This is a genomic window from Shinella yambaruensis, from assembly GCF_050859155.1.
GTDB lineage: Bacteria > Pseudomonadota > Alphaproteobacteria > Rhizobiales > Rhizobiaceae > Shinella > Shinella yambaruensis.
Window position 1 is genome coordinate 347,917 of the sequence record NZ_CP150638.1, and the last position, 25,148, is coordinate 373,064.

Genomic DNA, 25,148 nt, shown 5'->3' on the forward strand with positions numbered 1-25,148 from the left:
CGGTTCAAGCGCAGCGTTTCAAACCTCCACCTCCGGTGGAGGTCATGACTGCTGCTTTTGCCGCGCGCGCGGCAACGAAATGCTCGCGCAAGTTTCACGGTCTAGTCTCCAGCCCGGATCAGTCAGATCCGCGTATTCCATGGGGCAGGTCGGTGCGTGCGGAAATGTGCCGGTCCCGTTCCACGAGATTGAAAATGCGTCTGATCGCGCCGGCATGGTAGGCCGGAGTCCAGGCGACTAGTCCGTACGGGAACAGAATGAATCTGTTGGAACAGTTGACGAAAGTCTACAAGAACCTGGCTTCGCTGGGGCAGGCGAAACTCGCGATGCTGGCCGGCGCCGCCGTCGTTTCGATCGGTCTCGTGCTTGCCGCAGGGATCATGGTCAACAAACCCGCTTACGAGACGCTCTATGTCGGTCTGGAGAAGACCGACGTGAACCAGATCAGCCTGGCGCTCGCCGAGGCCAACATCGATTTCAACACCGGCACGGACGGATCGAGCATCGAGGTCCCGGTCGGCCAGACGGGCAAGGCGCGGCTCTATCTCGCCGAGCGCGGCCTGCCGAGCAGTGCGAATTCGGGCTACGAACTTTTCGACAAGGTCGGCTCGCTCGGCCTTACCTCCTTCATGCAGGAGGTGACGCGCGTCCGGGCGCTCGAGGGCGAGATCGCCCGCACCATCCAGCAGATCAGCGGCATCGCTGCCGCCCGCGTGCATATCGTCATGCCGGAACGCGGCAATTTCCGCAAAGCCGAACAGGTGCCGACCGCTTCCGTCATGATTCGCGCGAGCGCGCAGGCCGGCCGTGAATCGGCCGCCGCGATCCGCCACCTCGTCGCCGCCTCTGTTCCCGGCCTCGAGGTCGATGGCGTCACGATCCTCGATTCCGCCGGCCAGCTGCTTGCGTCCGGCGATGATGCCGAGAACGGTGCGATCAACCGCTCGCTGACGGCCGTGCAGACCGTCCAGGGCGAAGTGGAGCGCAATATCGAAAAGGCGCTCGCGCCCTTCCTCGGCATGGAGAATTTCCGCGCCAGCGTCACCGCCGCGCTTAACATGGATACCCAGCAGATCCAGGAGACGGTCTACGACCCGGAATCGCGCGTCGAGCGCTCGATCCGCGTGACGCGCGAAAGCCAGAAGTCGCAGCAGCAGGCCGACAACAAGGCGGCGACCGTCGAGCAGAACATCCCGCAGGGCGGCCCGGAAGGCCAGGCCAACGGGCCGCAGTCGAGCGACGAGGCCGACAAGAAGGAAGAGCAGACCAACTACGAGATCAACAGCAAGACCGTCGCCACCATGCGCAACAGTTACACGGTGGAGAAGCTGTCGGTCGCCGTTGTGGTCAACCGCGCCCGCGTGGCGGCCATGGTCGGCGAGCCGGCGGACCAGGCAAAGGTCGACGCCTATATCGCCGAGATGCAGAAGATCGTCTCGTCCGCCGCCGGCCTCAACAGCGAGCGCGGCGACGTCGCCACCATCACCGCGATGGAATTCCTCGACCATCAGCTTCTCGACGAGGCGGTGGCAGGTCCGGGCGTGATGGAGGTGCTGACGCGCAATCTCGGCGGCATCATCAATGCCCTCGCCTTCCTCGGCGTCGCCTTCGTGGTGGTCTGGTTCGGCCTTCGCCCGGCGGTTCGCTCGGTTACCGGCGGCGGCGCCTCCGCCAATGCGCTCGAAAGCGACATGGCAGGCCTCGAACTGCCCGACTTCTCGCCTGCCGCCGGCGTCGGCGGCCCCGGTGCCACCCTCATGGACGGCTTCGGCGCGGATTTCGGCTTCGACAGCACGGACGACCTGCTCAATGCGGGCGACGATGGCGAGGGTGGCTTCAACCGCCGCGTCAAGGAGGGCCCGGAACGTCGCCTTGGCCGCATGGTCGAGATCAGCGAGGAACGCGCTGCGAAGATCCTGCGCAAATGGTCGGCCGAAAAGGAAGCCGCCTGACCGCGCAACACCCGGAGAAAGTCAGCGACGCGGCCGGAACCGGCCGCGTTTTCGTTTGCGCGGAAAAAATGCGATGTCCGTTTTTGACTTCTGCCTGTCGCTTTTCGGCAACGCTCGTTCGGCCCGTTTGAAGAAATTTCGTCGTATTCGCATCCCGGCTGCCGGTGCGCGCGTTCACGGGCCCGTGATCGGTGAAAAAATTTTATCGCCGCTGCGGTTGAGTGAGGCGGCCAAGGCTCACAATTTTTCCACGAATTAGCAGTGTCTTTTGCGGCCGCACCGACACCAAGTCGGCAATAATTCATGGTTAACAATGGCTTAACCTGTCGTTTCGCGTCGGCGGCCGGCAAGCAAATCACCCTGCACAGGCCGACTCACAGAAGCCGGCAAAAGTAAATCCCGAGAAGATGGCGGTGGTTTTTAGCGATAGCCGATGTACACTTTAGTTACTGATTCGCTTGGTGATTCTTGCCGATGCGGCCTGACCGGGAAGGGTTCGGACGGTTCCGAACGCTTGGCGGGAAGGAGGCATGGACCGCCGTTCGGAATCGGAACAGGGGGCTATCATGGAAACGATCCGGTCGGATGTCGCGGCCTGGGAATCCTATGGATTCTCCGCCGAGGCGGGTGAGCGTAAGAGTGCGCGTGAACTTCTGGTTCAACACCTGGGACGCTGTGCAGATCGCGCCGGCCTCTCCAGCGGCCTGAGGGCGCTGACCGATTATGTCAGCGCCTCCCATTATCTCCTCGTCCGCCACGACGTCTCGCCCGAAGCGGGGATGGAAACCGTCGTCGCCTCGGATTGGCCTTTCGACATGGTGCGCAGCATCGCCGGCGCCGTCGTTGCCAGCCAGTCCCGGATGAGCGAGGTCGACAAGTGCCTTGGCCTGCTGAAGCCCTGCTTCAATCATCTCGACGACGGCATCCCCATGCCGAAGGGCGTCAGCCGCGAATATTGCGTCATTGCCTTCCATGTCGGCCGGGTGCGCATGTCGCTGCTGCTGCTCTTCCCGGAGCACTTCATCCTCTCGCAGAGCAAGCTGCGGGACGTGGGCGTCATGACCGGTTATTTCGCCAGCGTCTGCTGCCAGGGCGCGATCCTGCGGCAGGATCGGGAAATGGACCTGACAGAGCGCGAGATCGAGTGCCTCTACTGGATCGCCGAAGGAAAGACGAGCGACGAGATCGCCGTCATCCTCGGCATCTCGCGCAACACGATCAACAACTACATCACCAGCGTGATGCGCAAGACCGCGACGAAGACGCGGTCGGAGGCGATCGCCTGGGCCGTGCGCAACAGCCTCGTCTAGAGCAATTCCAGTAAAAGCGCGTAGCGGTTTTGCGTAAAAATAAACAGATAGAGCATTGCCCGTCGAAGCGGCGCTGCTTCGGCATCGGACAATGCGGCAGAAACACCATGCCGGAGCAATTGCAGCAAAGTGCTTGAGCGGTCGAGCGTCCGGAACGGCGCAAGACGAACAGACAGGAGAACTGCCATGGACATCCAGCTCTCAGCCCCTGCCGCCCTGGAGACGGAAATCCGGCTCGCGCGGCCGCCGAAAGCAGCACGGGCGTCCGATTTCGTGTCCCGCCTGCAGGTGATGCAGACGGTCATCGGCGCCGAGCACTTCGCGGTGCTGCGCCTCAGCGGGCACGGCCTGCCGGCAGCCCGCAAGCTGACGCTTTCGCTGCACAACTGGGCGCAGGACGTCGACGGCAATGCCCGCGCCCTGCTCGAAGCCTACGGCGCCGCCATGCTGGCCCATCTCGAGGCGTCCATGCTTCCGCTGATCTGGGAGGGGGCGGGTGACAACCAGTTCGCCGAATCGGGGGCCGAACCCTTCACGATGCGCCTTCCCGCGCGGCTGCTGCCCTGGTCGGGCATCGCCTTTCCCATCCGCCTCGGCGCGCACGGCAATGGGTATGTCGTCTTCACCGGCAGCTTCATCGCCCCGTCCAGCGATCTCATCGTCGACATGCACATGAAGGGCTGCCAGGTGCTCATCGACATGCTGGCCGGTGAGGAACGCAAGCTGGCGCCCTCCGAAGCGCTCAGCGAGCGTGAGATCGCCTGCCTCCAGATGGCCGGCGACGGTTGCATCTCCGAGGTGATCGCCGAGCAGATGGGGCTTTCCGTCCACACCGTGAACGCCTATCTCGGCACGGCCACGACGAAGCTCGACGCGGTCAACCGCATCCAGGCGATCGCCAAGGCCATCCGGCTCGGGTATATTACCTGACAAGGACGCGAGATGAGGCGGCCGGAGCCGCCAATGAAATTCCCACTCACCCCACCCTCTGCGTCATCCCCGGCTCAAGGACGAGGATGACGCAGAGGGTGGGGTGAGGGCATTTTCGCAATTCGAGGAAAAGCGGAAATATTCTGAACGCTCAATGCGCGTGCTGCGACTCCGGTCCGGACTTCACATACTTCGCTTCCGCAAGGCTCCTGCGCAGGAAATCCGTGTTGTCGTCGGGATCGGCGGACGGATTGTTGAAGGCGACGTGCGTGACTTCGACACCCGCCTTGTCCTTCTGCAGCAGGAGCTTCGCATAGACCGTCACGCCCTGCGGGCGCAACTCCATGTCGAGCGTCACTTCCGGTTCCGTGTCCCAGTCGAGACGGTAGTCGCCGCCGGCGCCGAAATTGACCGTGCCGGGCAGGAAGTAGAGTTCGGCCGCCGAGGAGACTAGGTCGGCGAGGTTGCCGTAGCACTCGAAACGCAACAACGAGACGAGATCGGCGGCATCGAGCAGACGAAGCTCAGTGGCGACCGGGCAGATTGCTTCTGCAACAATCTTCTCGCGCTCGGCGGAGTAGGTGCATTTTCTCATCGGATCTAGTTTACCCGTCTGGTCTGGGGCGAGGCTGCGTAAACCCGGTGAATCAGCTCCGCCACGGCTTTGTAGAACACCGGCGGGATGACACTATCCACCGAGACTTGCGCAAACATTGAGCGGGCGAGCGGCGGGTCCTCGAAAACGGGTATGCCATTGTCCTCGGCGATCTCGCGGATTTTCAGCGCGACGAGGTCCTGCCCCTTGGCGACGACGACCGGCGCATCGCCCTCCTCGCGCACATAACGCAGCGCGACGGCGAAGTGGGTTGGGTTGGCGATGACCAGCGTTGCGCGCGGAACGGCCGTCATCATGCGGCGGCGGGCGCGGTCGCGCTGGATCGAGCGCATGCGGGCCTTCACGATCGGGTCGCCCTGCGCCTGCTTCATCTCCTCCTTCACCTCCTGCTTCGTCATCATCAGCTCGGAGAACCAGTGATGGCGCGTCCAGGCAAAGTCGATGCCGGCGATCAGCGCCGTGGCGAAGAGGATGATCAGGAGCACCTTGTTGACGTCCGAGCTCATCATGTAGATGAGCGCCGCCGGCTCGGAGAACATCGTGTCGAGCGAGGCGAAGTAGTCGCCGCGCATGGCGAATGCCACGACCAGCGACACGATGAGGATCTTGATCAGCGACTTGCCGAACTCGACGAGGCCCTGCTTGCCGAAGAGGCGCCCGAGGCCCTTCATCGGGTTGAGGCGGGAGATCTGCGGGCGCACCCGCTCCATCACCGGGCTCGGCAGGTTCTGCAGGACCGAGGAGGCGACGCCGAAGAGCATCATCATGGCGAGGATCGGCAGGAGCAGCGCGCCGGCCTCCCAGCCGAGATGGCGGAAGATGGCGATGACGTCGGTGCCGGACTTGAGGTTCCAGGCCTCCGGCTGCTCGAAGAAATCGCGCAGCGTCTCGTTCATGCGGGAAACGCCCCCCGGCATGAAGAAGACGAGGAAGAGATAGATCGCGAGCGTCGAGGCGAAGATGGTGATTTCGCGCGAGAAGGGGGTGTTGCCCTTCTCCATCGCATCGTGGATCTTCTTCTCGGTCGGAAGTTCTGTCTTGCTGTCCTTGTCGTCGTCCGACACGTCGCGCTCCCCGGCGGCCAGCGCCAGCCAAAAACAAACGGCCCGAACCCCCATTCCGGAGATTCGGGCCGCAGATACGCTCCGCCTGTGGCGTTACCGTGTCAAGCTGGATCAGGCCGCCGCGCGCTCCTCGGCCTTCTCCTTCAACTGGATTTGCCCGGCCGCGGCCAGGCGGATGGCCTCCTGCGTGATCGAGCGGCGGGCGATCGCCACTTCGCGCGGATTGACGCCCTGGTCGCCGGCCGCAAGGTCGGATTCGATCATGCGGCGCTGGCGTGCGCCGATCGACGAGAGGACCGATTCGCGCAGCTCCATCGAGGCGCCGCGCAGCGCCGCCGTGATGATGTCGCCCGAGACATCGTTGAACAGCGACACGCGGCTTCTCTGCGGCATGTAGAGCACGTCCTCGAAGAGGAAGATCTTCGGGCGGACCTTCTTGGCCGATTCGGTGGAGACCGTTTCGAGCGAGGCGAGCATCTCGTCGACCTGCGACTTCTCCAGTTCGTTCATGAGGTCGGCGACCTTGTTGGAGCCGATCGAATTGCGCTCGGCATCCAGCGCGTTGATCATCTCGATGACGCGTGCCTCGACGATCGCGGTCGCCTTCGGGCTCGCATCCTTCAGGTTGACGGTACGGTTGATGATGTCGGCGCGGTGGTCGTCCGGGATCTCCAGCAGCACCTTGGCGCCGAAGGCCGACGGCATCATGGAGAGGATATAGGCGATGGTCTGCGGGTGCTCGTTGAGCAGGAACCTTGCCACGAAGACCGGGTCGGCGTCCTGCAGACGGTCCCAGATCGTCGTCTCGTAGGCCTGGAAGGCGGCGCGGCGGCCGAGCAGGCCGTCCACCTCGTCCGGCGTCAGGCCCTCTTCGAGAATGCCTTCCATCATCTTGGCGTTGTCCATCAGACCCGCGCCCTCGGTGAAGAGGTCCTCGAACTCGTTGACGAGCTCGATCAGTTCATGCGGCGGGATGGCGCGCAGGTTCTGCGCGGCGGCGATGATCGCCTGGAGCTCGCTCTGGGTGAAATACTTCAAGAGCTTGCCGGCAACGCCCTTGCCCATGGCAAGAAGCACGGCTGCCGCCTTCTCGACCTGCGTCAGCGGCGCGCCGACCGCCGTGGAGGTACCGAAATTTTCGAAATCCATCATGGATCATCCCCCTGAGACCTCAACCGGTATCAGACTTTGCGTGTACTCTTCACTTCGATGAGCTTGACCCCGAAGCGGGTGTCGTCGTTTTCAAGGACGGTGATTTCGCCGCGGCCGATGACGCGGCCGTTGACCATGACCTCGACGGGCTCGCCGATGCGGCGGTCGAGCGCGATCGTTGCGCCCTCGGAAAGGTTCATGAGGCTGGAGACCTGCATCTGCGAGGAGCCCAGGACGATCTGCAGATCGATCGGGATGTCCATGATGAGGTCGAGGTTGGACTGGAGCGCGCTGCCGGGCCGCGGGGCCTCGCCGAGTTCGGCGCTGAAGTCGCTGCCGCCGCTGAAGTCGCCGCCGCCGAAATCGGATCCGCCGAAGCCGGCGCCGGCGCCGAAATCCGTCGTGGCCGCGCCGCCGCCGAAATCCGAGCCGCCGAAGGCGGCAAGCGGATCATTGTCGACGGTCGCCGGCAGGTCGGCGCCGAAGCTGCCGGAGGAATCTTTCTGAAGAACGCCGCGCAGGTCATCGATCGCCTGCTCCAGTTCCTGGTCGCCCGCATTGAGGGAAGACGTCATGTCGTCAGCGATGGGTGTTTTCTTCGGTGCCATAAGACCACTATTCCATTCGAAACTTGCCCGAGGCGTGCCGCCAGGCAGGCATCATGCCTAAACTATCCTATGAGGTGCTGGAGGATGTCCTCCTCCGAACCGTACGTATCCTTGACGCGAACCGTGTAGCGGGCACCCGAGCGGCCGAACTCGCAGACATAGAGGTTGCGGCCGTTCGCGTTCACCTCCACGCGCACGTCCCCCGCTTCGTTGAAGGGAATGATGTCGCCGGCCTGCAAGCGGCTGATCGTGTTGAGCGTCTGCGCCTCCAGGCGGATGCGCGCCTCGAGGGAGACCTTGGAGCGACGGACCTGCTCGCCGAGCTGCTCGCTCCACTCGACGCGGGTCTTCGGCGCGTTGGCGGGTTTCGGCGTGGTGATGGTCGACTTCAGGAGAACGGCCTGCGGCACGATGACGTGGAAGGTGGAGAGCACCGGGCCTATGCCGACGGCCATGTTGACCATGGCGACGAAGGTCTCGTCCGAGCCGTCCTCGGTCGCCTTGCGGGTTTCCGCATTGTGCGCCGGGCCAAGCAGCGGCTCGAAGCCGTTGGCGCCCATGACGGCGGTCTTCAGCACGCCGGAGATCCGGTCGAACATCATGGCGGCAAGGTCGAGCTCGATCTTGGAGAGCGGGCGCGGCTCCGGATCGTCGATCGCATCGCTGACGGCGCCGAGCATGTTCTCGACGAGCGTGATGATCATCGGGCTGTCGCAGATCAGCGTGAAGCGGTCGCACCAGTCGCGCAGCGACGCATCGCAGCAGGCCATGGCGCCGCCGAGGCCTTCGACCAGCGGGCCGTATCTGCCGGTCGAGAAGCCTGCATAGGAGACCGCGACCTCGAAGCCGAGTTCGCTTTCCAGCATGTCCGGCAGGAATTCGGCGAAGACGTCGCCAAGGCTGGCGCAGAGCCTGGAGATCGTCGCCTGGTCGCCGAGCCGGCCGGTGAGGCGGGCGAGCACGATCGGGTCCATGGCGGAAGGGGCTTCGGTCACGCGGGCTTCCTTCATCTCTTAGGCCGCCTTCGAACCGCCGCCGGGATTCATCATCTCCTGCTCCACCGCGTCGATGGAGGGGCGTTCGTAGGAGGAGATGGTCTTGCGGCCGTATTCCAGCGCCACCTGCGGCACGGAGCCGTTCATGTAGGCGAGCAGCGTCTGCTTGACGATGATGTAGAGGCGGTTCTGCTTCTCGCGCACGACCTTGATGTTGGTGGTGATGGGCGTGACGATCGAATAGGACAGGAACACGCCGAGGAGCGTGCCGACGAGGGCGGCGGCGATCTTGCCGCCGAGGATTTCCGGGCTCTCGTTGATCGCGCCCATGGCCTTGATGACCCCAAGAACGGCCGCGACGATGCCGATGGCCGGGAAGGCGTCGCCCATGGTGTTGAGCGCGTTGTAGGGCTTCATCTTGTCGCGCGTGATCGTCTGGATCTCCTCGTCCATCAGCGCCTCGATCTCGTGGCTGCGGGCATTGCCGATGATGATGAGACGGACATAGTCGCAGATGAAGGCGGTCAGCTCCTTGTTGGCGAGCACCGTCGGGGCGGACTGGAAGATCGCGGATTCGGCCGGGTTGTCGATATGCGCCTCGATCTCGTTGCGCGATTTCGTGCGCAGATCCCGCATCAGGCTGTAGAGCACGCCCAGCGTATCGAGATAGTGGCGCTCCTTCGGAACCTTGTGCTTGAAGGCCTCGCCCAGCGCCTTGCCGGTCTCCTTGATCACCTTCATCGTGTTGGCGACAATGAAGCCGCCGATGCCGGCGCCGCCGATGATCAGCAGCTCGAAGGGCTGGTTCAGCACCTCCAGGTGCCCGCCCATGGCCATGTAGCCGCCAAGGACGCAGCCGAAGGTAACGATTAGACCGATAACGATGTTCATGAGCGCAGGTGTCCCGACACAATTCTGACCGCTCCGGGAATACGGTTCCAGCCTTGCGTGAAGCTGTACCTAACGGCAGGTTCACCGATCAGGTTCGCGCAAGCAAAAGCCGCGAGGATCATGGTTCAAAACGGGCATTCATGCCCTCCCGAACCTTGATCGGCGGCCCATCGTGACGACCACCTATACGAGCTACAAGCTGATTACCGCGGACCTCCAGACGTCGCTGAAGCGCGTTTCGGAGCAGCCGGACGTCAAGCGCGAGACGGAATACTACCTCGCCAGGATCGGCAGCGTGAAATCGATCGACGACTTCTTCGCCGACAGCAGGCTCTACAACTACGCGATGAAGGCGCACGGCCTGGAGGACATGGCCTATGCCAAGGCCTTCATGCGCAAGGTGCTGACCGAGGGCGTGGACGACAAGGCGGCCTTCGCCAACCAGCTTTCCGATACGCGCTACAAGGAACTGGCGGAATCGCTGAACTTCGCCAGGCACGGCGAGGTCGCCACCACCTTCGAGCGCGCCCAGAAGGGCGTCGTCGACAAATACACCCGCCAGACGCTGGAGGTCAGTGCCGGCGAGGACAATACCGGCGTGCGCCTCGCGCTCTATTTCGAGCGCATGGCGCCCTCCATCACCTCGGGCTATTCGATCATCGCCGACGACGCGCTGGCGCAGGTCGTGCGCACCGCGCTGCAGCTTCCCGCGGAATTTGCCGCCACCGATATCGACCGGCAGGCGGAATTCTACGCGGACGTGCTCAACCTCGACGACTTCAAGGATACCTCGAAGGTCGGCAAGTTCCTCGAGCGCTTCACCGCCATGTGGGAGCTGGAGAACCCGTCCGGCAGCTACGATCCGATGACCGTCTTCCAGCCGTCGAGCCTCACCGGCATTTCGACGGACCTGCTCATTTCCATCAACAATCTGAAACTCGGAGGTCGCTGACATGCAGACCGGGCTCTATGTATCGCTTTCGTCCCAGCTTGCGCTCGACCGCCGCCTGACGACGCTGGCCGACAACGTCGCGAATTCGACGACGGTCGGCTTCCGCGCCGCGGAGGTGAAGTTCAATCAGGTGGTCAGCGACCAGAAGGTCGCCGACGTCGCCTTCGTGTCGCCGGGCAACGAGTTCCTGTCCACCCGCAGCGGCGGCATGACCGAGACCGGCGGCACGCTCGATTTCGCCATCAAGGGCGACGCCTGGTTCCAGGTGGAGACGCCGTCCGGCCCGACGCTGACGCGTGACGGCCGCTTCACGGTGACCGATGCCGGCGAGCTGGTCTCCCTCAACGGCTATCCCGTGCTCGACGCCGGCGGCGGGCCGATCCAGCTCGATCTCGCCAACGGTCCGATCCTGCTCAGCGCCGACGGCCAGCTCAACCAGAACGGCCAGCCCGTCGCCGCGCTCGGCCTGTTCCAGGCCGATCTGTCCGGCGGCTTCATGCGCGCCGGCAACAGCGGCATCATCACCAATGTCCCGCCGGAGCCGGTCGTCGACCGCGTCGATGCGGGCGTGGTGCAGGGCTACATCGAGGAATCCAACGTCAACGCCATCAGCGAGATGACGCAGCTGATCCAGGTCACGCGCGCCTTCGAGAGCGTCGCTTCGCTGATGCGCGACAGCGAGGAGTCGCTGAAGGAAGCCATCCGCACCTTCGGCGGAAACCGGTAAGCGCCCATGAGTTCGGCACAGGGCGGCATGGGCAACGAAACGGGCAGGGCTGGCGGCAAGCTGCGCGCGATGGCAGGCCTCGTCAAACGTTATTCCTCGCCGGAGTTCTCCGTGGCGCATGGCGGTCATGTCCAGACCATCGCGGCCGGGAACTATACGGTGAGCGGCCTGTCGCGCCATGTGCGGCTCGGCGAGTTCGTGGCGCATCGCAGCCCGACCGGCATCCACCTCGGCGAGGTCGTCCGCGTCGAGCCGGACACCGTCGTCGTCTGCCCGATCGAGCCGGGCGAGCCGATCGGCATCCACGACGTGGTCATCCGCAAGGGCGCCTTCCGCGTGGCGCCGACATCGGCCTGGTGCGGCCGCACGATCAACGCGCTCGGCGAACCGATCGACGGGCGCGGCCCGCTCGTGCAGGGCGGCGTGCGCCGCTCGATCTCCAATTCCGCCCCGCCCTCGATGACGCGCAAGCGTGTCGAGACGGGCTTTTCCACCGGCGTGCGCGCGGTCGATATCTTCGCGCCGCTCTGCCTTGGCCAGCGCCTCGGCATCTTCGCCGGTTCGGGCGTCGGCAAGTCGACGCTGCTTTCCATGCTGGCGCGGGCCGATGCGTTCGACAAGGTGGTGATCGCGCTCGTCGGCGAGCGCGGCCGTGAAGTGCGTGAATTCATCGAGGATACGCTCGGCGACAACCTCGCAAAGTCGGTCGCCGTCGTCGCGACCAGCGACGAAAGCCCGATGCTGCGCAAGATGGCGCCGCTGACCGCCGTGACGATCGCCGAGCACTACCGCGACCAGGGCGACAACGTGCTGCTGATCATCGACAGCGTGACGCGTTTTGCCCATGCCATCCGCGAGGTGGCGACCGCCTCCGGCGAGCCGCCGATCGCCCGCGGCTATCCGGCCTCCGTCTTCACCGAGCTGCCGCGTCTCCTGGAGCGCGCGGGGCCGGGCGCCGAAGGGGCAGGCACGATCACGGCGATCATCTCGATCCTCGTCGACGGCGACAACCACAACGACCCGATCGCCGACTCGACGCGCGGCATCCTCGACGGTCATATCGTGCTGGAGCGCAGCCTCGCCGAAGAGGGGCGGTATCCGCCGATCAACCCGCTTGCCTCCATCTCGCGCCTTGCCCGCAAGGCCTGGACGCCGGATCAGGAGCGGCTGGTGGCGCGGCTGAAGGCCCTCATCCACCGCTTCGAGGAAACACGGGACCTGCGCCTCATCGGCGGCTATCGCCCGGGTGCCGATCCCGACCTCGACATGGCGATCAAGCAGGTGCCGATCATCTATGAGGTTCTGAAACAGACGCCGGGCGAACCGCCCGCCGGCGATGCATTCTCCGATCTTGCCATGGCGCTGAAGAACGCGGCCGGGCAGGGCGGTGCGCCGGCAACGAGAAGGGGATGACAGTGACGGATTTCGATGCGGACCAGGCCATTCAGCCGATGAAGCGCTCGAACAGCGGGCGTTATTCGACGGGCGACAAGCTGCTGGTGGGCACGGGCGTGCTGCTCGCCGCCATGGCCGCCTTCTTCCCATGGTATGTCTTCCTGAACCCGGAAAAGTTCTCCGTGCCGGCGCTGTGGGAAGGCACGACCCGCGACCTGCCGGAAACGGCGGCCAAGGACGTGATGAGCGTTTCGCCCGCCGCCATGGTGGACGACGACAACGATCCGGGGCTCGAAAGCCTCGACCCCGTTTCGACCGCCACCGCGCCCAGCGTCGGCGAGAAGGAGAAGTCACTCGGCGCGCCGGTCGAAACCGGCCTCGACCAGCCGCTGCCGGCCTCGTCCGGCTTCCGGCTGATGCATGTGGCCAACGGCCGGGCGCTGATCGAGGATGCCACCGGCATGTATATCGTGCGCGTCGGCTCGATCCTGCCGGACAACAGCCGCCTTGCGACCCTCGAGCAGCGCGACGGCGCCTGGGTCATCGTCACCTCGAACGGCGACATCATCAAGCGTAACTGATCGGGGCAAGACCCCAAAGGCATGGCGCTCGCTTGTGGCGTGCCCCTCACCCTAACCCTCTCTCCGCAGGCGGGGAGAGGGGACCTGCCTCACGAAACCGTACTGGCCGGAGAAGCCGGCGCGGCATATCCCTTCGCCCCGCTTGCGGGGAGAAGGTGGCCGACAGGCCGGATGAGGGACCAGTCCCCGTGCCCTGCCAAAGCCGCCGACACTTATTCCCTTGCAAATCCAGCCGGTTGCAGACAAACCGCCGCGCAGCAAGTCTGACGCAAGATTGGCTCCGTAGGTTCGCCGTGAACAAGGATGGAGCTTGTCATGCAACCGATACAACTGTTTGAACTGGCCTCGAAACAAGCCGAATGGCTATCCGTCCGCCAGAGTGTGGTTGCAGGCAACATCGCCAACGCAAACACCCCCGGATTCAGGGCGAAGGACGTCACCCCCTTTCAGGCGGTGCTCGAAACGACGGGCATCCGCATGGCGGCGACGCAGCCGGGCCATCTCACCGATGGCGGCGAAATGGCGAGCCGCGTCGTCGAGACAAAACCCACCGACGGGATCGGCGTGCAGGAGTCCGGCAACACGGTCGGCCTTGCCGAGGAGCTCATGAAGGAGGGCCAGGTCAAGCGGGAGTTCGAGTTGAATGCCGGCCTCGTCAAGGCCTTTCATCGCATGATGCTGATGACAGTCAGAAGGTAAGAAATGGATCCGCTCATTGCTTCAATGAAAGTCGCGGCCTCGGGTCTGGAAGCACAGTCCACCCGTATCCGCATCGTTTCGGAAAACCTGGCGAACGCCCGCTCGACAGGCGACACCCCCGGTGCCGATCCTTTCCGCCGCAAGACCGTGACCTTCGCGGCCGAGCTTGACCGGGTGAGCGGCGCGTCGCTCGTCGAGGTCGAGCGCCTCGGCTTCGACGAAGGCGAGTTCGCGACGGAATACGACCCCGGCAACCCGGCGGCGAATGCCGACGGCATCGTCAAGATGCCGAACGTCAACATGCTGGTGGAAATGGCCGACATGCGGGAAGCCAACCGCTCCTATGAAGCCAACCTGCAGAGCATCAAGCAGTCGCGCGACCTGATCAGCGCGACCATCGATCTCCTGAGGGCCTCGCAATGATCGAAAGCGTAAAGGGCGTCAATTCGCTCTTCTCCACCAACGCCCTCTCGGGCGTCACCACCGAGACGTCCAATTCGGTTTCCGCCTCCGCTGCGGCCGTGCAGGGCACGGGAACCCAGATGAGCTTCGCCCAGGTGATGGGCGACGTGGCGACGGACATGGTGGACAGGCTGAAGCTCAGCGAGACCAAATCCTTCGAAGCCATCCAGGGCAAGGCGACGACCCGCGAAGTCGTCGATGCCGTCATGAGCGCCGAGCAGACGCTGCAGACCGCCATCGCCATACGCGACAAGATCGTCACCGCCTATCTTGAAGTCGCAAGAATGCAGATCTGAGGACCGGACATGAAAGCCCTTGCCATCGCCGCCACCGGCATGAACGCGCAGCAGACCAACCTTGAAGTCATCGCGAACAACATCGCGAACATCAACACGACCGGCTTCAAGCGCGCCCGCGCCGAATTCTCGGACCTGCTCTACCAGACCGAGCGCGCCGCCGGCGTGCCGAACCGCGCCAACCAGGCGGTCGTGCCGGAGGGGGCCATCATCGGCCTCGGCGTGAAGACGGCCGCCATCCGCAACCTGCATCTCCAGGGCGGCCTGACGAGCACCGGCAACTCCTTCGACCTCGCGCTCATCGGCCGTGGCTGGTTCCAGATCGAGGCGGCGGACGGCTCCACGCTCTACACCCGAGCCGGCGCCTTCAACACGAATGCCGAAGGCCAGCTCGTGACGCTCGACGGCTACACCGTCGTGCCGGGCATCAACGTGCCGCAGGATGCGACGGAGATCACGGTCAGCAAGTCCGGCCAGGTCTATGCGACCGTCGGCGGCCAGCAGCAGGAACTCGGCCAGATCACGCTGGCGAACTTCGTCAACGAGGCCGGCCTGGAGCCGCTCGGCGAAAACCTCTTCCGCGAGACCGCGGCCTCGGGCCCGGCCAATGTCGGCGCGCCGGACGAGGCGGGCTTCGCCTATATCCAGCAGAACTACCTCGAGGCGTCGAACGTCGATCCGGTCAAGGAAATCACCGACCTGATCTCCGCCCAGCGCGCCTATGAGATGAACTCCAAGATCATCCAGGCGGCGGACGAAATGGCGGCCGTGGTCAGCAAGAACCTGAGATAGAAACCAACATGCGGGGAACATGATGTTTCGCCTGAAAGCAGCACTTCGGAATGGAAAGACCCTGTCAGCCCGGTGGCGCGCGGCCCTCGTCGCGCCTGCCGCGCTTGCCGGTCTTCTCGTGGCCGACGCGGCTCTGGCCGATATGCGCACCGCCGTCGTGCCCAAGCGCATCATCTATCCCGGCGAGGAGATCCAGGCGGGGCAGCTCGAAGTGGTCGAGGTGACCAACCCGAACATCGTCAAGGGATTTGCCGAAAGCATTTCCGACGTCAGCGGGCTCGTCACCAAGCGCACCCTGCTGCCCGGCCGCGTCATCCTCGTCTCGGCCCTGCGCGAGCCCTTCCTCGTGAACCGCGGTTCCACCGTGCAGATGGTCTTCGACAACGGTTCACTCGTCATCCGCGCCAGCGGCACGCCTCTGCAGGATGCCGCCGTCGGCGAACTCATCCGGATCCGCAACAAGGACACGGGCGTGATCGTCTCCGGCACGGTCATGGCCGACGGAACCGTGCATGTGGTGGCGAAATGATGCGTGACTTCCTCTCCCGCGCCCTTGCCGTTCTCGCCTGCCTCGTGCTGGCGGCCGGACCGGCGCTGCCGGCGGCCCGCATCAAGGACGTCGCCTCGCTGCAGGCCGGCCGCGACAACCAGCTGATCGGCTACGGCCTCGTCGTCGGCCTCCAGGGCACGGGCGACAGCATGCGTTCCTCGCCCTTCACCGAGCAGTCCATGCGGGCGATGCTGCAGAATCTCGGCATCTCCATGGTGGGCACGCAGACGCGCGCCAAGAACATCGCGGCCGTGCTCGTCACCGCCAACCTGCCGCCCTTCGCCAGCCCCGGCAGCCGCATCGACGTGACCGTCGGTTCGCTCGGCGATGCCTCGTCGCTGCGCGGCGGCACGCTCGTCATGACCTCGCTCTCGGGCGCCGACGGCCAGATCTACGCGGTCGCGCAGGGCTCGATCGTCGTCACCGGCGTCAGCGCCGGCGGCGAGGCGGCGACCGTGCAGCAGGGCATCACCACCGCCGGCCGCGTGCCGAACGGCGCCATCATCGAGCGGGAATTGCCCTCGCGCTTCAAGGATTCCTCCGACCTGGTGCTGCAACTGCGCAATCCCGACTTTTCCACCTCCGTCGGCATGGCGGACGCGATCAACCGCTACGCGTCCGCGCAGTACGGCGGGGCGATCGCCGAATCGCGCGATTCGCAGTCGGTCTACATCGCCAAGCCGAAGGCGGCCGACCTTGCCCGCCTGATGGCCGATATCGAGAACCTCGTCATCGAGACCGATGCGCCCGCGCGCGTCGTCGTCAACGAGCGCACGGGGACGATCGTCATCGGCCAGGACGTGCGCATCTCGCCCGTCGCCGTCAGCTACGGAACGCTCACCGTGCAGATCAACGAAATGCCCAAGGTCATACAGCCCGAACCGTTCTCCAAGGGCGTGACGGCGGTCGAGCCGAACACGGACATCCTCGTCCAGCAGGATGGCGGCACCGTCGCCCTGCTCGACGGATCGAGCCTGCGCTCGCTGGTCACCGGTCTCAACAGCATCGGCGTCAAGCCGGATGGCATCATCTCCATCCTGCAGAGCATCAAGACCGCAGGCGCCCTCCAGGCAGAACTGGTGCTGCAATGACGACAGTCACGACCCTCATCGCCGTCAGGACGCTGGCGCGCAAGCTCGCGCTGCCGATCGCCGGCTTCGTGCTGATGGCCATTCCCGGCGCCTTCGCCGAGGAACGCCCGGTCATCATGACGACCAAGGCGACCGCCGACGAGATCCGCGAATTCTGCACCAATATCGCGGACGCGGCGCGCGACCAGCGCTATCTCCTCCAGAAGCAGGAGCTGGAAAGCCTCCAGAAGGATATCGACGCACGCATCAAGACGCTGGAGACCCGCCGCGCCGAATACGAGGACTGGCTCAACCGCCGCAACAACTTCCTCAAGACGGCCGAGGCGGGGCTCGTCGAGATCTATCGCAAGATGAAGCCCGATGCGGCGGCCGCGCAGCTTGCCGAGATCAACCCGGAGATCGCCTCGGCGATCGTCATGAAGCTGCCGCCGCGCCAGTCGAGCACGATCCTGGCGGAAATGCCGGCCGACAAGGCCGCGCTGCTCACGCGGCTCATCGCCATCGTGGGCGATCCGAATACGTCAAAGTCAAAGGACCCGTCATGAAGAAGACCGCCTCCGCACTCGCCGTCGCGCTGGCGCTTTCGGGCTGCACGAGCCAGGCCATCAACGAGATCGGCCGCGCGCCTGCGATGAGCCCGATCGGCAGCGGCCTCAACTATGCGGAAACGCCGCAGATGGCGATGTATCCCAAGCAGCCGCGCACGGCGGTTGCCGGCTATTCGATCTGGAGCGACCAGCAGTCGGCGCTCTTCAAGGATTCGCGCGCCTTCAAGGTCGGCGATATCCTAACGGTCAACATCCGCGTCAACGACCGGGCGAGCTTCGACAACAAGACCGACCGCTCGCGCACCAACAAGAGCGGCATGAATTTCGGCTTCGGCGGCTCGGGCAACAACTTCAAGGTCGATACGGAAGCCGACCTCAACTACGGCTCCTCGACCAGCACCAAGGGCGACGGCTCGACGGAGCGTTCCGAGCGGCTGAACCTGCTCGTTGCCGCCGTGGTGACGGGCGTCATCGAGAACGGCAACCTCCTGATCAGCGGTTCGCAGGAAGTGCGCGTCAACCACGAGCTTCGCATCCTCAACGTCGCCGGCATCGTGCGCCCGCAGGATGTCGACGCCGACAACCAGATCGCCTACGAGCGCATCGCGGAGGCGCGCATCTCCTATGGCGGCCGCGGCCGCCTGACCGAGGTGCAGCAGCCGCCATGGGGCCAGCAGGCGGTGGACCTGCTCTCGCCGATCTGACGCAGCCCTGACAATACGGGAAGACGAACATGGCGGACGAAGAAGAGGTCGTCGAGAAGAAGAAGCCCACGCTGGTCATCACCATCGCGGCTATTGCCGGGCTGACGCTGCTGGCGGCCGGCGGCGGCTGGTTCCTGGGCAACATGCTCGCCCCGCCGCCCGCCGAAAAGCCGGCGGAAGAGGTGGTGAAGGCGGAGGGCGGCACGGAAGGCGAGGCGGCCGAGGTCGTGCCGCATATCTCCACCGAGGCGAACGGCGTCGTGCTGCTCGATCCGATCACCAGCAACCTTGCCTATCCTTCGGACAACCGTGTCCGTCTCGAAGTCGCGCTGATGTTCAAGGGCGTGCCGGACGTCAAGCTCGCCGAGGAGATCCACCAGGACATCCTCGCCTATATGCGCACGGTCTCGCTCCAGCAGGTGCAGGGCCCGCGCGGGTTCCAATATCTCCGGGAAGACCTGCAGGAGCGGGTTGACCTCAGGTCCGAAGGGCGCGTAACCAACGTCATGTTCCGGACCTTTGTGATCGAATGATTCGAGCCTTTCTGACCTTCATCGCCATGATGGCGATGACCGGCATGGCCTATGCCCAGCAGCAGTTGCAGCTGCCGGGGGATTTGCTCAATGCCCAGGTCGACGGATCGGTCGCCTCCTGGATCATCCGCACCTTCGGGCTGCTCACCGTGCTGTCGGTGGCGCCCGGCATCCTCATCATGGTGACGAGCTTTCCGCGCTTCGTCATCGCCTTCTCGATCCTTCGTTCCGGCATGGGCCTTGCCACGACGCCGTCGAACATGATCCTCGTCTCGCTCGCCCTCTTCATGACCTTCTACGTCATGGCGCCCACCTTCGACCGGGCCTGGCAGAATGGCGTCGAGCCGCTGATCGCCAACCAGATCGACGAGACGGAAGCGGCCAGGCGCATCGCCGAGCCGTTCCGCGAGTTCATGGTGGCCAATACCCGGGACAAGGACCTCGAACTCTTCATCTCGCTGGCGGAAGAGCGCGGCCAGACGGTCGTGCAGAACAACGTCGCGGACCTGCGCGTCGTCATCCCGGCCTTCATGATCTCGGAAATCCGCCGCGGCTTCGAGATCGGCTTCCTCGTCGTCCTTCCCTTCCTCGTCATCGACATGATCGTCGCCACCATCACTATGGCCATGGGCATGATGATGCTGCCGCCGACCTCGATCTCGCTGCCCTTCAAGATCCTGTTCTTCGTGCTCATCGACGGCTGGAACCTGCTCGTCGGCAGCCTGGTGCGCTCCTTCAGCTAGGGTATTGCGGCAGCGGCGCGACGCGGCCATTCCGGCATTGCTCAAGAGCTTCGGATTTTCTCAATCGTGAAATTTTACCTGCGGTTAACCATACTTCGCGATCGCTCGAAGGCACTTTGCCCATTTAAGGAGTTGGCAAGGATTGGCTGCGAGTTTTGCTCAGACACGACGGGTTTGGTATCCCTTCAGATCCCTGGAGAAACCGAGTTGGCATGATGCCGAACCGCCGTAACCGGTAAGTTCCCAGTCCGGTATGTCCCCCACCAGTATTATGTTCAAAGGGACAACGATAATGACGAGCATTCTCACCAACGCAGCCGCCATGTCTGCTCTCCAGACGCTGCGCTCCATCAACAACGGCATGGAAGATACGCAGGCGCGCGTTTCCTCGGGTCTGCGCGTCGGTAACGCGTCTGACAACGCCGCCTACTGGTCGATCGCGACCACGATGCGTTCCGACAACATGGCGCTCTCCGCCGTCCAGGACGCTCTCGGCCTCGGCGCCGCCAAGGTCGACACGGCCTATTCCGGCATGGACTCCGCCATCGAAGTCGTCAAGGAGATCAAGGCCAAGCTGGTCACGGCAACCGAAGACGGCGTCGACAAGGCGAAGGTCCAGGAAGAAATCAAGCAGCTTCAGGATCAGCTGAGAGGGATCGGCGACGCGGCCTCCTTCTCGGGTGAAAACTGGCTGAAGGCCGACATCACCACCGCCCAGGTCAAGAACGTCGTCGGCTCCTTCGTGCGCGACGACAGCGGCAATGTCTCTGTCAAGAAGATCGACTACACCCTCGACACCAACACGGTTCTGTTCGACACCGGCGGCGACACGGGCATTCTCGATCAGACCCGGGACATCAGCGGCCCCTCCGTCACGCTGAACATCAACGTCGGCGGCGTCACCACCGCGGAAACCGTCAAGGCGTTCACGACGGATGACATCATCGCGTCGGGTGCTGGCGCCTCCGCCTTCGATGGCAACTATGCCAACGACGGTGCAGCGAGCTACGTCAAGGTCGCGGACAACACCTGGGTTCTGGCGGTCGACCAGTCGACGGTTCCCGATCAGGAAGTTGCCTACACGGACTCGAGCAGCGCCCTTTGGGCAGTCGATATCGCTGGCGGCGCTGCCGCTCTGGCGGCCACCGCGGTCCAGCAGTCGGTCGACAATCTCGACATCACGACGATCACGACGGATGCACAGCTCAGCAATCTCATCCAGATGGTCGACGATGCACTGACGACCATGACCAGTGCTGCCGCCTCGCTCGGTTCGATCTCTTCGCGCATCGACCTGCAGTCCGAGTTCGTCTCCAAGCTCACCGAATCGATCGACAAGGGCGTCGGTCGCCTGGTCGATGCGGACATGAACGAGGAATCGACCCGCCTGAAGGCACTGCAGACCCAGCAGCAGCTCGCCATCCAGTCGCTGTCGATCGCCAACTCGGCTTCGCAGAACGTCCTGTCGCTGTTCCGTTAATACGGGATCCCGGGAACAAGGGCGGGCGGTGGCTGACCGCACGCCTGACCCAACTGAGCCGCGCTTCCGAAAGGGGCGCGGCTTTAGTTTTTTCTTAACCTTGCTGTGTTACGCGCGCACGCGCAAGGGTTGTGATATTGCGCGGCCGGTGCAGCGATTTTTCCGCCGCTTAGCAGTTCGTTAACCATGATCACGTTAGCTAAAGCCATCGAAGCGGCGGGCTGACTTCCTGGGGAAGATGGAGCTTGGCAGGCATGACGCCGACCGTTGTTTCCCCGGTGTGACCGGAATGTCCCTTCTCTTTCAGCCAATCAAGGGGCACCCAATTAATGACGAGCATTCTCACCAACGTCGCGGCCATGTCCGCGCTCCAGACCCTGCGCTCCATCGGCTCCAATATGGAAGAAACGCAGGGACGCGTCTCCTCCGGCATGCGCGTCGGCACTGCCTCTGACAACGCTGCCTACTGGTCGATCGCCACCACGATGCGCTCCGACAACATGGCGCTTTCCGCCGTTCAGGACGCCCTCGGCCTCGGCGCCGCCAAGGTCGACACCGCCTATGCCGGCATGGAGTCCGCCATCGAAGTCGTCAAGGAAATCAAGGCCAAGCTCGTTGCCGCGACTGAAGACGGCGTCGACAAGGCGAAGATCCAGGAAGAAATCGACCAGCTCCAGGACCAGCTTGTCAGCATTTCCCAGGCGGCTTCCTTCTCGGGCGAAAACTGGCTTCAGACAGACCTGACGGCCGCTTCCGGTTCCGAAATGAAGAGCATCGTGGGTTCCTTCGTGCGCGACGAAGCGGGCAACGTTTCGGTCAAGAAGGTCGACTACGAGCTCAGCACCTCCACGGTTCTGTTCGACACCGGCGGCGATACGGGCATCCTCGATCAGGTCAGGGACATCAGCGGTCCTTCCGCCACCTTGAACATCAATGTCGGCGGTGTCACCTCTCCGGTAACCGTCAAGTCGTTCACGACGGATGACATCATCGCGTCGGGTCTCGGCGCATCCACCTTCGATGGCAGCTATGCCAACGACGGTGCGGACAACTACGTCAAGGTTGCGGACAATACCTGGGTTCTGGCGGTCGACCAGTCGACGGTTCCCGATCAGGAAGTTGTCTACACGGACTCGAGCGCCGGCCTGTGGGCGGTCGACATCCCCGGCGGTCAGGCCGCTCTGGCGGCGACTGCGGTCGAACAGTCTGTCGACAATCTCGATATCACGGCAATCACGACGGCCGAACAGCTCGGCAATCTCATCCAGATGGTCGACGATGCCTTAACGATGATGACCAGCGCGGCTGCCGACCTTGGTTCGATCACCATGCGCATCGACCTGCAGGGAGATTTCGTCAAGAAGCTGACGGAATCCATCGACAAGGGCGTCGGCCGCCTGGTCGATGCCGACATGAACGAAGAATCGACCCGCCTGAAGGCATTGCAGACCCAGCAGCAGCTCGCTATCCAGTCGCTGTCGATCGCCAACTCGGCTTCGGAAAGCATCCTCACGCTCTTCCGTTGATCGGAAGACGGCCGGATCTTTCAAGGTTCTCGGAAGGCCCCGGTTTACCGGGGCCTTCTTTCGTTTCGTCCGGGCGCCTCAGAGCGGCGGGTGCAGGAAGGTGGCCATCGCCGCATTCTCTGCCCGGCGGGAAAGGTAGAGCCGGGCGGTGTCGAGCGCCTCGCGGATCGTCACGTCCATGTCGAGGTAGCGGTAGGTGCCGAGCCGGCCGACGAAGGTGACGCCGGCCTCCTGCTCCGCGCGGGCGACATAGTCGGCGAGCTGTGCCTTTTCCTCCACGAGGCGGATCGGGTAGTAGGGGATGTCGTCCGGCCCGCAGGCGCGCGAGAATTCGCGGTAGCAGACCGAGCCCGCGGGCTCCTCCCAGGGCGAAAAATGCTTGTGCTCGGTGATGCGGGTATAGGGGACGGCGACGTCGCCGTAGTTCATCACCGCGCAGCCCTGATAGTCGCCCTCATAGGTGAAGCGCTCGAAATCGAGCGTGCGGTAGCCGAGCCGGCCGAGTTCGTAATCGAAATAGCCGTCGAGCGGGCCGGAATAGAAGAGATGGCTGTAGCCTGCCTTCTCGCCGCGCCGGAAGCTGGTTTCCAGTCGGACCGTGATGTTCGGATGATCGAGGATGCGCGCGATCATCTCGGTATAGCCGGTCTCCGGCATGCCCTGGTATTTGTGGAAGAAGTAATTGTCCTCGTAGTTGAAGCGCACTGGCAGGCGCTTCAGGATCGAGGCCGGCAGCTCGGTCGGCGAGCAGCCCCATTGCTTTTGCGTATAGCCCTTGAAGAAGGCCTCGTAGAGGTCGCGACCGACGAAGCGCAGCGCCTGTTCCTCGAAGGTCTGCGGATCGGTGATCGTCTTGTCCGCCTGCGTGTCCAGGAAGGCGCGCGCCTCGTCCGGGCGAAAGCTCTTGCCGAAGAACTGGTTGATCGTGTGGAGGTTGATCGGCAGCGAATAGACCTGCCCGCCGCTCGTCGCCTTCACGCGGTTCTTGTAGGGCATGAAGGTCATGAAGCCGTTCACATAGTCCCACACTTCCTTGTCGTCGGTGTGGAAGATATGCGGCCCATAGACATGCACCATCACGCCGGTCGCCTCGTCCCGCTCCGTATGGCAGTTGCCGCCGATATGGTTCCGCGTGTCGACGATCTCGATCGCATGGCCCGCCTCGGCAAGCGCACGGCCGATGACAGCGCCGGAAAGGCCGGCGCCGACGATGAGGATTTTTTCCTTTGCCCGCATGGATTCCGATCCTCAGCCTGCTGCGCGCAGGGCGAGCTGCGGCTTCTCGTCGGCCGGGAAGAGACGCTCGCGCATGAGCGCCTCATAGGCGGCGACAAGCGGGCTCGGATCCCAGCCGCGCTCCTGCGGGCCGAAGCTCAGGTGGCTGACGGTGAAGTCCGAATAGATCGCCGTCGGCCGTTGCAGGAGCGTCGGAACGCCGATGGTCAGCGCGTGTTCGTCGTCGCCCTGGGGCAGGGCCATGTGCACGAGGTCGCGGCCGAGCCAGGCGATGAAGTTGATCGACTGCCGCTCCGTCCAGTCGACGACCCTGGCGGGAAGGGCGAGGGTCCTGCCGCCCTGGCCGAGGAAGAAGTCGTGCAGCTTCACGGCCCGCTCGGCGCTCTCCCAGAGGCTGCCGCCGAAGCCGCCCGGCGGCAGCTCGAAATGGCCGACGCCCGGCGGAATGGAACCGGCCGCCTGCTGGAAATAGGCGCAGACGCCGTTGTTCACCACATTGGCCGAGACGACGAAGTAATGCGGATTGTTCCGGCGGAACTGGATGAAGCCGTCCAGCTCGTCGATGTCGAGATAGACGATGTCGTCGTCGCATTTCAGGAACACCGCGTCGGAAAAGGCCGCGAGCTGCGTGGCGTAGTAGTCGTAGGCCTGCCAGTAGGGCATCTGCTCGTTCGGATTGCCGATATAGCGCCGCGTGGCCGCACCGGCGTCGCAAAGCTCGAGATCCGCGCCCCAGCCGCCGCGCATCTGCACGCTTGCGCCGGCGGAAAAGTCGAGTTCCGGCCAACTGCCGATGGTGACGTTGTTGACGCGCAGCGTCGGCACGCCGGCCGCGTCGAGCGACAGCACGACATCGTTCGCTCGGCCGGGCGAGAGCACGCCGGGCGTCGGCGCGCTCCACAGGTTGGTGTCGTCGCCGCGCTCGGGGTTGTGCAGCTTTTCGCGCGGGATCTTGCGCATCGCCGAATGGGTGTTCTTCCAGCCGCCGACCACGAATTCATAGTGCTCGTTCGGGCGGTCGTGCGGGGTGAGGGTGATGTGCAGGTCGTGCCTTATGCGCGCGCTGGTGCGGAACGAGGCCTGGTGCGAGACGCTGCCGACCGGCTGGTAGGGCACCTTCGCACCCATGTAGCGCACCGGGCCGAACTCCCGGCTCACCCAGGCGTGGTCCTCGGCCGAGCGGGTGAAGTCCCAGATGTGCCACTCGTCGATGATGCCGAGGTCCATCGCCCGGCGGACATATTGGGTGAGGATTTCCATCCGCTTCTGCCGTCCGGCAAAGGTCACCAGGATTACGGGGGTCATGCTGTCCTCG

29 protein-coding genes are annotated in these 25,148 nt (G+C 64.1%); 20 read left to right on the forward strand and 9 right to left on the reverse strand.

What is annotated here, in order from left to right:
* Nucleotides 1-257 precede the first annotated feature (257 nt).
* The 3 genes from fliF to visN all read left to right on the forward strand — a co-directional run bounded on the left by fliF (nucleotide 258) and on the right by visN (nucleotide 3,262).
* On the forward strand, nucleotides 258-1,952 hold the full coding sequence (gene fliF / locus WMC41_RS01745; RefSeq protein ID WP_432346858.1) for a flagellar basal-body MS-ring/collar protein FliF: 1,695 nt from the start codon (nucleotides 258-260) through the stop codon (nucleotides 1,950-1,952).
* Between the two features lie 73 nt (nucleotides 1,953-2,025).
* Complete coding sequence (locus tag WMC41_RS01750; RefSeq protein ID WP_432346859.1) at nucleotides 2,026-2,211, forward strand: hypothetical protein; 186 nt, start codon at nucleotides 2,026-2,028, stop codon at nucleotides 2,209-2,211.
* 307 nt (nucleotides 2,212-2,518) lie between these two features.
* Nucleotides 2,519-3,262, forward strand: a complete 744-nt coding sequence (gene visN, locus WMC41_RS01755; RefSeq protein ID WP_432346860.1) for a transcriptional regulator VisN — start codon at nucleotides 2,519-2,521, stop codon at nucleotides 3,260-3,262.
* Here the strand turns inward: visN and WMC41_RS01760 are convergent.
* Nucleotides 3,259-3,450 (reverse strand): hypothetical protein, encoded by a 192-nt coding sequence (locus WMC41_RS01760; protein WP_432346861.1) that lies wholly within the window; start codon nucleotides 3,448-3,450, stop codon nucleotides 3,259-3,261. The two genes, visN and WMC41_RS01760, sit on opposite strands and share 4 nt — an antisense overlap.
* Here WMC41_RS01760 and visR point away from each other — a divergent pair.
* Nucleotides 3,449-4,192, forward strand: a complete 744-nt coding sequence (gene visR / locus WMC41_RS01765) for a transcriptional regulator VisR (protein WP_272804403.1) — start codon at nucleotides 3,449-3,451, stop codon at nucleotides 4,190-4,192. The two genes, WMC41_RS01760 and visR, sit on opposite strands and share 2 nt — an antisense overlap.
* A 151-nt stretch (nucleotides 4,193-4,343) precedes the next feature.
* Here the strand turns inward: visR and WMC41_RS01770 are convergent, their stop codons facing one another.
* From WMC41_RS01770 to motA, 6 genes are all read right to left on the reverse strand, one after another.
* Nucleotides 4,344-4,787 (reverse strand): hypothetical protein, encoded by a 444-nt coding sequence (locus tag WMC41_RS01770; RefSeq protein WP_244767517.1) that lies wholly within the window; start codon nucleotides 4,785-4,787, stop codon nucleotides 4,344-4,346.
* Nucleotides 4,788-4,792: 5 nt separating this feature from the next.
* Nucleotides 4,793-5,926 (reverse strand): flagellar biosynthesis protein FlhB, encoded by a 1,134-nt coding sequence (flhB, locus tag WMC41_RS01775; RefSeq protein ID WP_272804404.1) that lies wholly within the window; start codon nucleotides 5,924-5,926, stop codon nucleotides 4,793-4,795.
* A 57-nt stretch (nucleotides 5,927-5,983) separates the two neighbouring features.
* Nucleotides 5,984-7,024, reverse strand: coding sequence for a flagellar motor switch protein FliG (gene fliG / locus WMC41_RS01780; RefSeq protein WP_244767519.1), 1,041 nt, complete (start codon nucleotides 7,022-7,024; stop codon nucleotides 5,984-5,986).
* Nucleotides 7,025-7,053: 29 nt separating this feature from the next.
* Nucleotides 7,054-7,632, reverse strand: a complete 579-nt coding sequence (gene fliN, locus WMC41_RS01785) for a flagellar motor switch protein FliN (protein ID WP_244767520.1) — start codon at nucleotides 7,630-7,632, stop codon at nucleotides 7,054-7,056.
* A gap of 62 nt (nucleotides 7,633-7,694) precedes the next feature.
* Nucleotides 7,695-8,642, reverse strand: coding sequence for a FliM/FliN family flagellar motor switch protein (locus WMC41_RS01790; protein ID WP_432346862.1), 948 nt, complete (start codon nucleotides 8,640-8,642; stop codon nucleotides 7,695-7,697).
* 3 nt (nucleotides 8,643-8,645) lie between these two features.
* Nucleotides 8,646-9,518: a flagellar motor stator protein MotA gene (motA, locus tag WMC41_RS01795; RefSeq protein WP_244767521.1), complete on the reverse strand. Its 873-nt coding sequence runs from the start codon at nucleotides 9,516-9,518 to the stop codon at nucleotides 8,646-8,648.
* A gap of 172 nt (nucleotides 9,519-9,690) precedes the next feature.
* Between motA and WMC41_RS01800 the strand changes: the two genes are divergently transcribed.
* The 16 genes from WMC41_RS01800 to WMC41_RS01875 all read left to right on the forward strand — a co-directional run bounded on the left by WMC41_RS01800 (nucleotide 9,691) and on the right by WMC41_RS01875 (nucleotide 22,597).
* Complete coding sequence (locus WMC41_RS01800) at nucleotides 9,691-10,470, forward strand: DUF1217 domain-containing protein (protein ID WP_272804406.1); 780 nt, start codon at nucleotides 9,691-9,693, stop codon at nucleotides 10,468-10,470.
* 1 nt (nucleotide 10,471) lies between these two features.
* Complete coding sequence (flgF, locus tag WMC41_RS01805) at nucleotides 10,472-11,197, forward strand: flagellar basal-body rod protein FlgF (RefSeq protein WP_244767523.1); 726 nt, start codon at nucleotides 10,472-10,474, stop codon at nucleotides 11,195-11,197.
* Nucleotides 11,198-11,266: 69 nt separating this feature from the next.
* Nucleotides 11,267-12,610, forward strand: a complete 1,344-nt coding sequence (gene fliI, locus WMC41_RS01810; RefSeq protein ID WP_398430410.1) for a flagellar protein export ATPase FliI — start codon at nucleotides 11,267-11,269, stop codon at nucleotides 12,608-12,610.
* Nucleotides 12,607-13,173, forward strand: a complete 567-nt coding sequence (locus WMC41_RS01815; protein ID WP_244767525.1) for a flagellar protein — start codon at nucleotides 12,607-12,609, stop codon at nucleotides 13,171-13,173. The genes fliI and WMC41_RS01815 overlap by 4 nt, the downstream gene beginning before the upstream one ends.
* A gap of 315 nt (nucleotides 13,174-13,488) precedes the next feature.
* The gene (flgB, locus tag WMC41_RS01820) at nucleotides 13,489-13,872 is read left to right on the forward strand and encodes a flagellar basal body rod protein FlgB (protein WP_244767526.1); all 384 of its coding nucleotides are present in this window, start codon (nucleotides 13,489-13,491) and stop codon (nucleotides 13,870-13,872) included.
* A gap of 3 nt (nucleotides 13,873-13,875) precedes the next feature.
* Nucleotides 13,876-14,295 (forward strand): flagellar basal body rod protein FlgC, encoded by a 420-nt coding sequence (gene flgC / locus WMC41_RS01825; protein WP_244767527.1) that lies wholly within the window; start codon nucleotides 13,876-13,878, stop codon nucleotides 14,293-14,295.
* On the forward strand, nucleotides 14,292-14,630 hold the full coding sequence (locus WMC41_RS01830) for a flagellar hook-basal body complex protein FliE (protein ID WP_244767528.1): 339 nt from the start codon (nucleotides 14,292-14,294) through the stop codon (nucleotides 14,628-14,630). Before flgC ends, WMC41_RS01830 begins: the two co-directional genes overlap by 4 nt.
* A gap of 9 nt (nucleotides 14,631-14,639) precedes the next feature.
* Nucleotides 14,640-15,422 carry a flagellar basal-body rod protein FlgG gene (gene flgG, locus WMC41_RS01835; RefSeq protein WP_244767529.1) on the forward strand — a complete coding sequence of 261 codons (783 nt, stop codon included), beginning with the start codon at nucleotides 14,640-14,642 and terminating at the stop codon, nucleotides 15,420-15,422.
* Between the two features lie 19 nt (nucleotides 15,423-15,441).
* Complete coding sequence (gene flgA / locus WMC41_RS01840; RefSeq protein ID WP_244767530.1) at nucleotides 15,442-15,951, forward strand: flagellar basal body P-ring formation chaperone FlgA; 510 nt, start codon at nucleotides 15,442-15,444, stop codon at nucleotides 15,949-15,951.
* A complete protein-coding gene (locus tag WMC41_RS01845) occupies nucleotides 15,951-17,063 on the forward strand; it encodes a flagellar basal body P-ring protein FlgI (RefSeq protein ID WP_432348231.1) in 1,113 nt (370 codons plus the stop codon). The genes flgA and WMC41_RS01845 overlap by 1 nt, the downstream gene beginning before the upstream one ends.
* On the forward strand, nucleotides 17,060-17,608 hold the full coding sequence (locus WMC41_RS01850) for a MotE family protein (RefSeq protein ID WP_244767531.1): 549 nt from the start codon (nucleotides 17,060-17,062) through the stop codon (nucleotides 17,606-17,608). The genes WMC41_RS01845 and WMC41_RS01850 overlap by 4 nt, the downstream gene beginning before the upstream one ends.
* On the forward strand, nucleotides 17,605-18,315 hold the full coding sequence (gene flgH / locus WMC41_RS01855; protein WP_244767532.1) for a flagellar basal body L-ring protein FlgH: 711 nt from the start codon (nucleotides 17,605-17,607) through the stop codon (nucleotides 18,313-18,315). The genes WMC41_RS01850 and flgH overlap by 4 nt, the downstream gene beginning before the upstream one ends.
* Before the next feature lie 29 nt (nucleotides 18,316-18,344).
* Nucleotides 18,345-18,848, forward strand: coding sequence for a flagellar basal body-associated FliL family protein (locus WMC41_RS01860; RefSeq protein ID WP_244767533.1), 504 nt, complete (start codon nucleotides 18,345-18,347; stop codon nucleotides 18,846-18,848).
* Nucleotides 18,845-19,591 (forward strand): flagellar type III secretion system pore protein FliP, encoded by a 747-nt coding sequence (fliP, locus tag WMC41_RS01865; protein ID WP_244767534.1) that lies wholly within the window; start codon nucleotides 18,845-18,847, stop codon nucleotides 19,589-19,591. The genes WMC41_RS01860 and fliP overlap by 4 nt, the downstream gene beginning before the upstream one ends.
* A 292-nt stretch (nucleotides 19,592-19,883) precedes the next feature.
* Nucleotides 19,884-21,071 (forward strand): flagellin, encoded by a 1,188-nt coding sequence (locus WMC41_RS01870; protein WP_244767535.1) that lies wholly within the window; start codon nucleotides 19,884-19,886, stop codon nucleotides 21,069-21,071.
* 329 nt (nucleotides 21,072-21,400) lie between these two features.
* Nucleotides 21,401-22,597 (forward strand): flagellin, encoded by a 1,197-nt coding sequence (locus WMC41_RS01875; protein WP_432346863.1) that lies wholly within the window; start codon nucleotides 21,401-21,403, stop codon nucleotides 22,595-22,597.
* Nucleotides 22,598-22,675: 78 nt separating this feature from the next.
* On the opposite strand, the gene glf is transcribed toward WMC41_RS01875, so the two are convergent.
* Entirely contained in the window at nucleotides 22,676-23,833 is a 1,158-nt protein-coding gene (glf, locus tag WMC41_RS01880) for a UDP-galactopyranose mutase (protein WP_432346864.1), read from the reverse strand.
* Between the two features lie 12 nt (nucleotides 23,834-23,845).
* Nucleotides 23,846-25,138 carry a hypothetical protein gene (locus WMC41_RS01885; RefSeq protein ID WP_432346865.1) on the reverse strand — a complete coding sequence of 431 codons (1,293 nt, stop codon included), beginning with the start codon at nucleotides 25,136-25,138 and terminating at the stop codon, nucleotides 23,846-23,848.
* Nucleotides 25,139-25,148: the final 10 nt, after the last annotated feature.

Bases quoted from the DNA above. Each gene is read 5' to 3' on its own strand.
- fliF (WP_432346858.1), top strand. From the start codon at position 258: ATGAATCTGTTGGAACAGTTGACGAAAGTCTACAAGAACCTGGCTTCG.
- WMC41_RS01750 (WP_432346859.1), top strand. From the start codon at position 2,026: ATGTCCGTTTTTGACTTCTGCCTGTCGCTTTTCGGCAACGCTCGTTCG.
- visN (WP_432346860.1), top strand. From the start codon at position 2,519: ATGGAAACGATCCGGTCGGATGTCGCGGCCTGGGAATCCTATGGATTC.
- visR (WP_272804403.1), top strand. From the start codon at position 3,449: ATGGACATCCAGCTCTCAGCCCCTGCCGCCCTGGAGACGGAAATCCGG.
- WMC41_RS01760 (WP_432346861.1), bottom strand. From the start codon at position 3,450: ATGGCAGTTCTCCTGTCTGTTCGTCTTGCGCCGTTCCGGACGCTCGAC.
- WMC41_RS01770 (WP_244767517.1), bottom strand. From the start codon at position 4,787: ATGAGAAAATGCACCTACTCCGCCGAGCGCGAGAAGATTGTTGCAGAA.
- flhB (WP_272804404.1), bottom strand. From the start codon at position 5,926: ATGGGGGTTCGGGCCGTTTGTTTTTGGCTGGCGCTGGCCGCCGGGGAG.
- fliG (WP_244767519.1), bottom strand. From the start codon at position 7,024: ATGATGGATTTCGAAAATTTCGGTACCTCCACGGCGGTCGGCGCGCCG.
- fliN (WP_244767520.1), bottom strand. From the start codon at position 7,632: ATGGCACCGAAGAAAACACCCATCGCTGACGACATGACGTCTTCCCTC.
- WMC41_RS01790 (WP_432346862.1), bottom strand. From the start codon at position 8,642: ATGAAGGAAGCCCGCGTGACCGAAGCCCCTTCCGCCATGGACCCGATC.
- motA (WP_244767521.1), bottom strand. From the start codon at position 9,518: ATGAACATCGTTATCGGTCTAATCGTTACCTTCGGCTGCGTCCTTGGC.
- flgF (WP_244767523.1), top strand. From the start codon at position 10,472: ATGCAGACCGGGCTCTATGTATCGCTTTCGTCCCAGCTTGCGCTCGAC.
- fliI (WP_398430410.1), top strand. From the start codon at position 11,267: ATGGCAGGCCTCGTCAAACGTTATTCCTCGCCGGAGTTCTCCGTGGCG.
- WMC41_RS01815 (WP_244767525.1), top strand. From the start codon at position 12,607: ATGACAGTGACGGATTTCGATGCGGACCAGGCCATTCAGCCGATGAAG.
- flgB (WP_244767526.1), top strand. From the start codon at position 13,489: ATGCAACCGATACAACTGTTTGAACTGGCCTCGAAACAAGCCGAATGG.
- flgC (WP_244767527.1), top strand. From the start codon at position 13,876: ATGGATCCGCTCATTGCTTCAATGAAAGTCGCGGCCTCGGGTCTGGAA.
- WMC41_RS01830 (WP_244767528.1), top strand. From the start codon at position 14,292: ATGATCGAAAGCGTAAAGGGCGTCAATTCGCTCTTCTCCACCAACGCC.
- flgG (WP_244767529.1), top strand. From the start codon at position 14,640: ATGAAAGCCCTTGCCATCGCCGCCACCGGCATGAACGCGCAGCAGACC.
- flgA (WP_244767530.1), top strand. From the start codon at position 15,442: ATGATGTTTCGCCTGAAAGCAGCACTTCGGAATGGAAAGACCCTGTCA.
- WMC41_RS01845 (WP_432348231.1), top strand. From the start codon at position 15,951: ATGCGTGACTTCCTCTCCCGCGCCCTTGCCGTTCTCGCCTGCCTCGTG.
- WMC41_RS01850 (WP_244767531.1), top strand. From the start codon at position 17,060: ATGACGACAGTCACGACCCTCATCGCCGTCAGGACGCTGGCGCGCAAG.
- flgH (WP_244767532.1), top strand. From the start codon at position 17,605: ATGAAGAAGACCGCCTCCGCACTCGCCGTCGCGCTGGCGCTTTCGGGC.
- WMC41_RS01860 (WP_244767533.1), top strand. From the start codon at position 18,345: ATGGCGGACGAAGAAGAGGTCGTCGAGAAGAAGAAGCCCACGCTGGTC.
- fliP (WP_244767534.1), top strand. From the start codon at position 18,845: ATGATTCGAGCCTTTCTGACCTTCATCGCCATGATGGCGATGACCGGC.
- WMC41_RS01870 (WP_244767535.1), top strand. From the start codon at position 19,884: ATGACGAGCATTCTCACCAACGCAGCCGCCATGTCTGCTCTCCAGACG.
- WMC41_RS01875 (WP_432346863.1), top strand. From the start codon at position 21,401: ATGACGAGCATTCTCACCAACGTCGCGGCCATGTCCGCGCTCCAGACC.
- glf (WP_432346864.1), bottom strand. From the start codon at position 23,833: ATGCGGGCAAAGGAAAAAATCCTCATCGTCGGCGCCGGCCTTTCCGGC.
- WMC41_RS01885 (WP_432346865.1), bottom strand. From the start codon at position 25,138: ATGACCCCCGTAATCCTGGTGACCTTTGCCGGACGGCAGAAGCGGATG.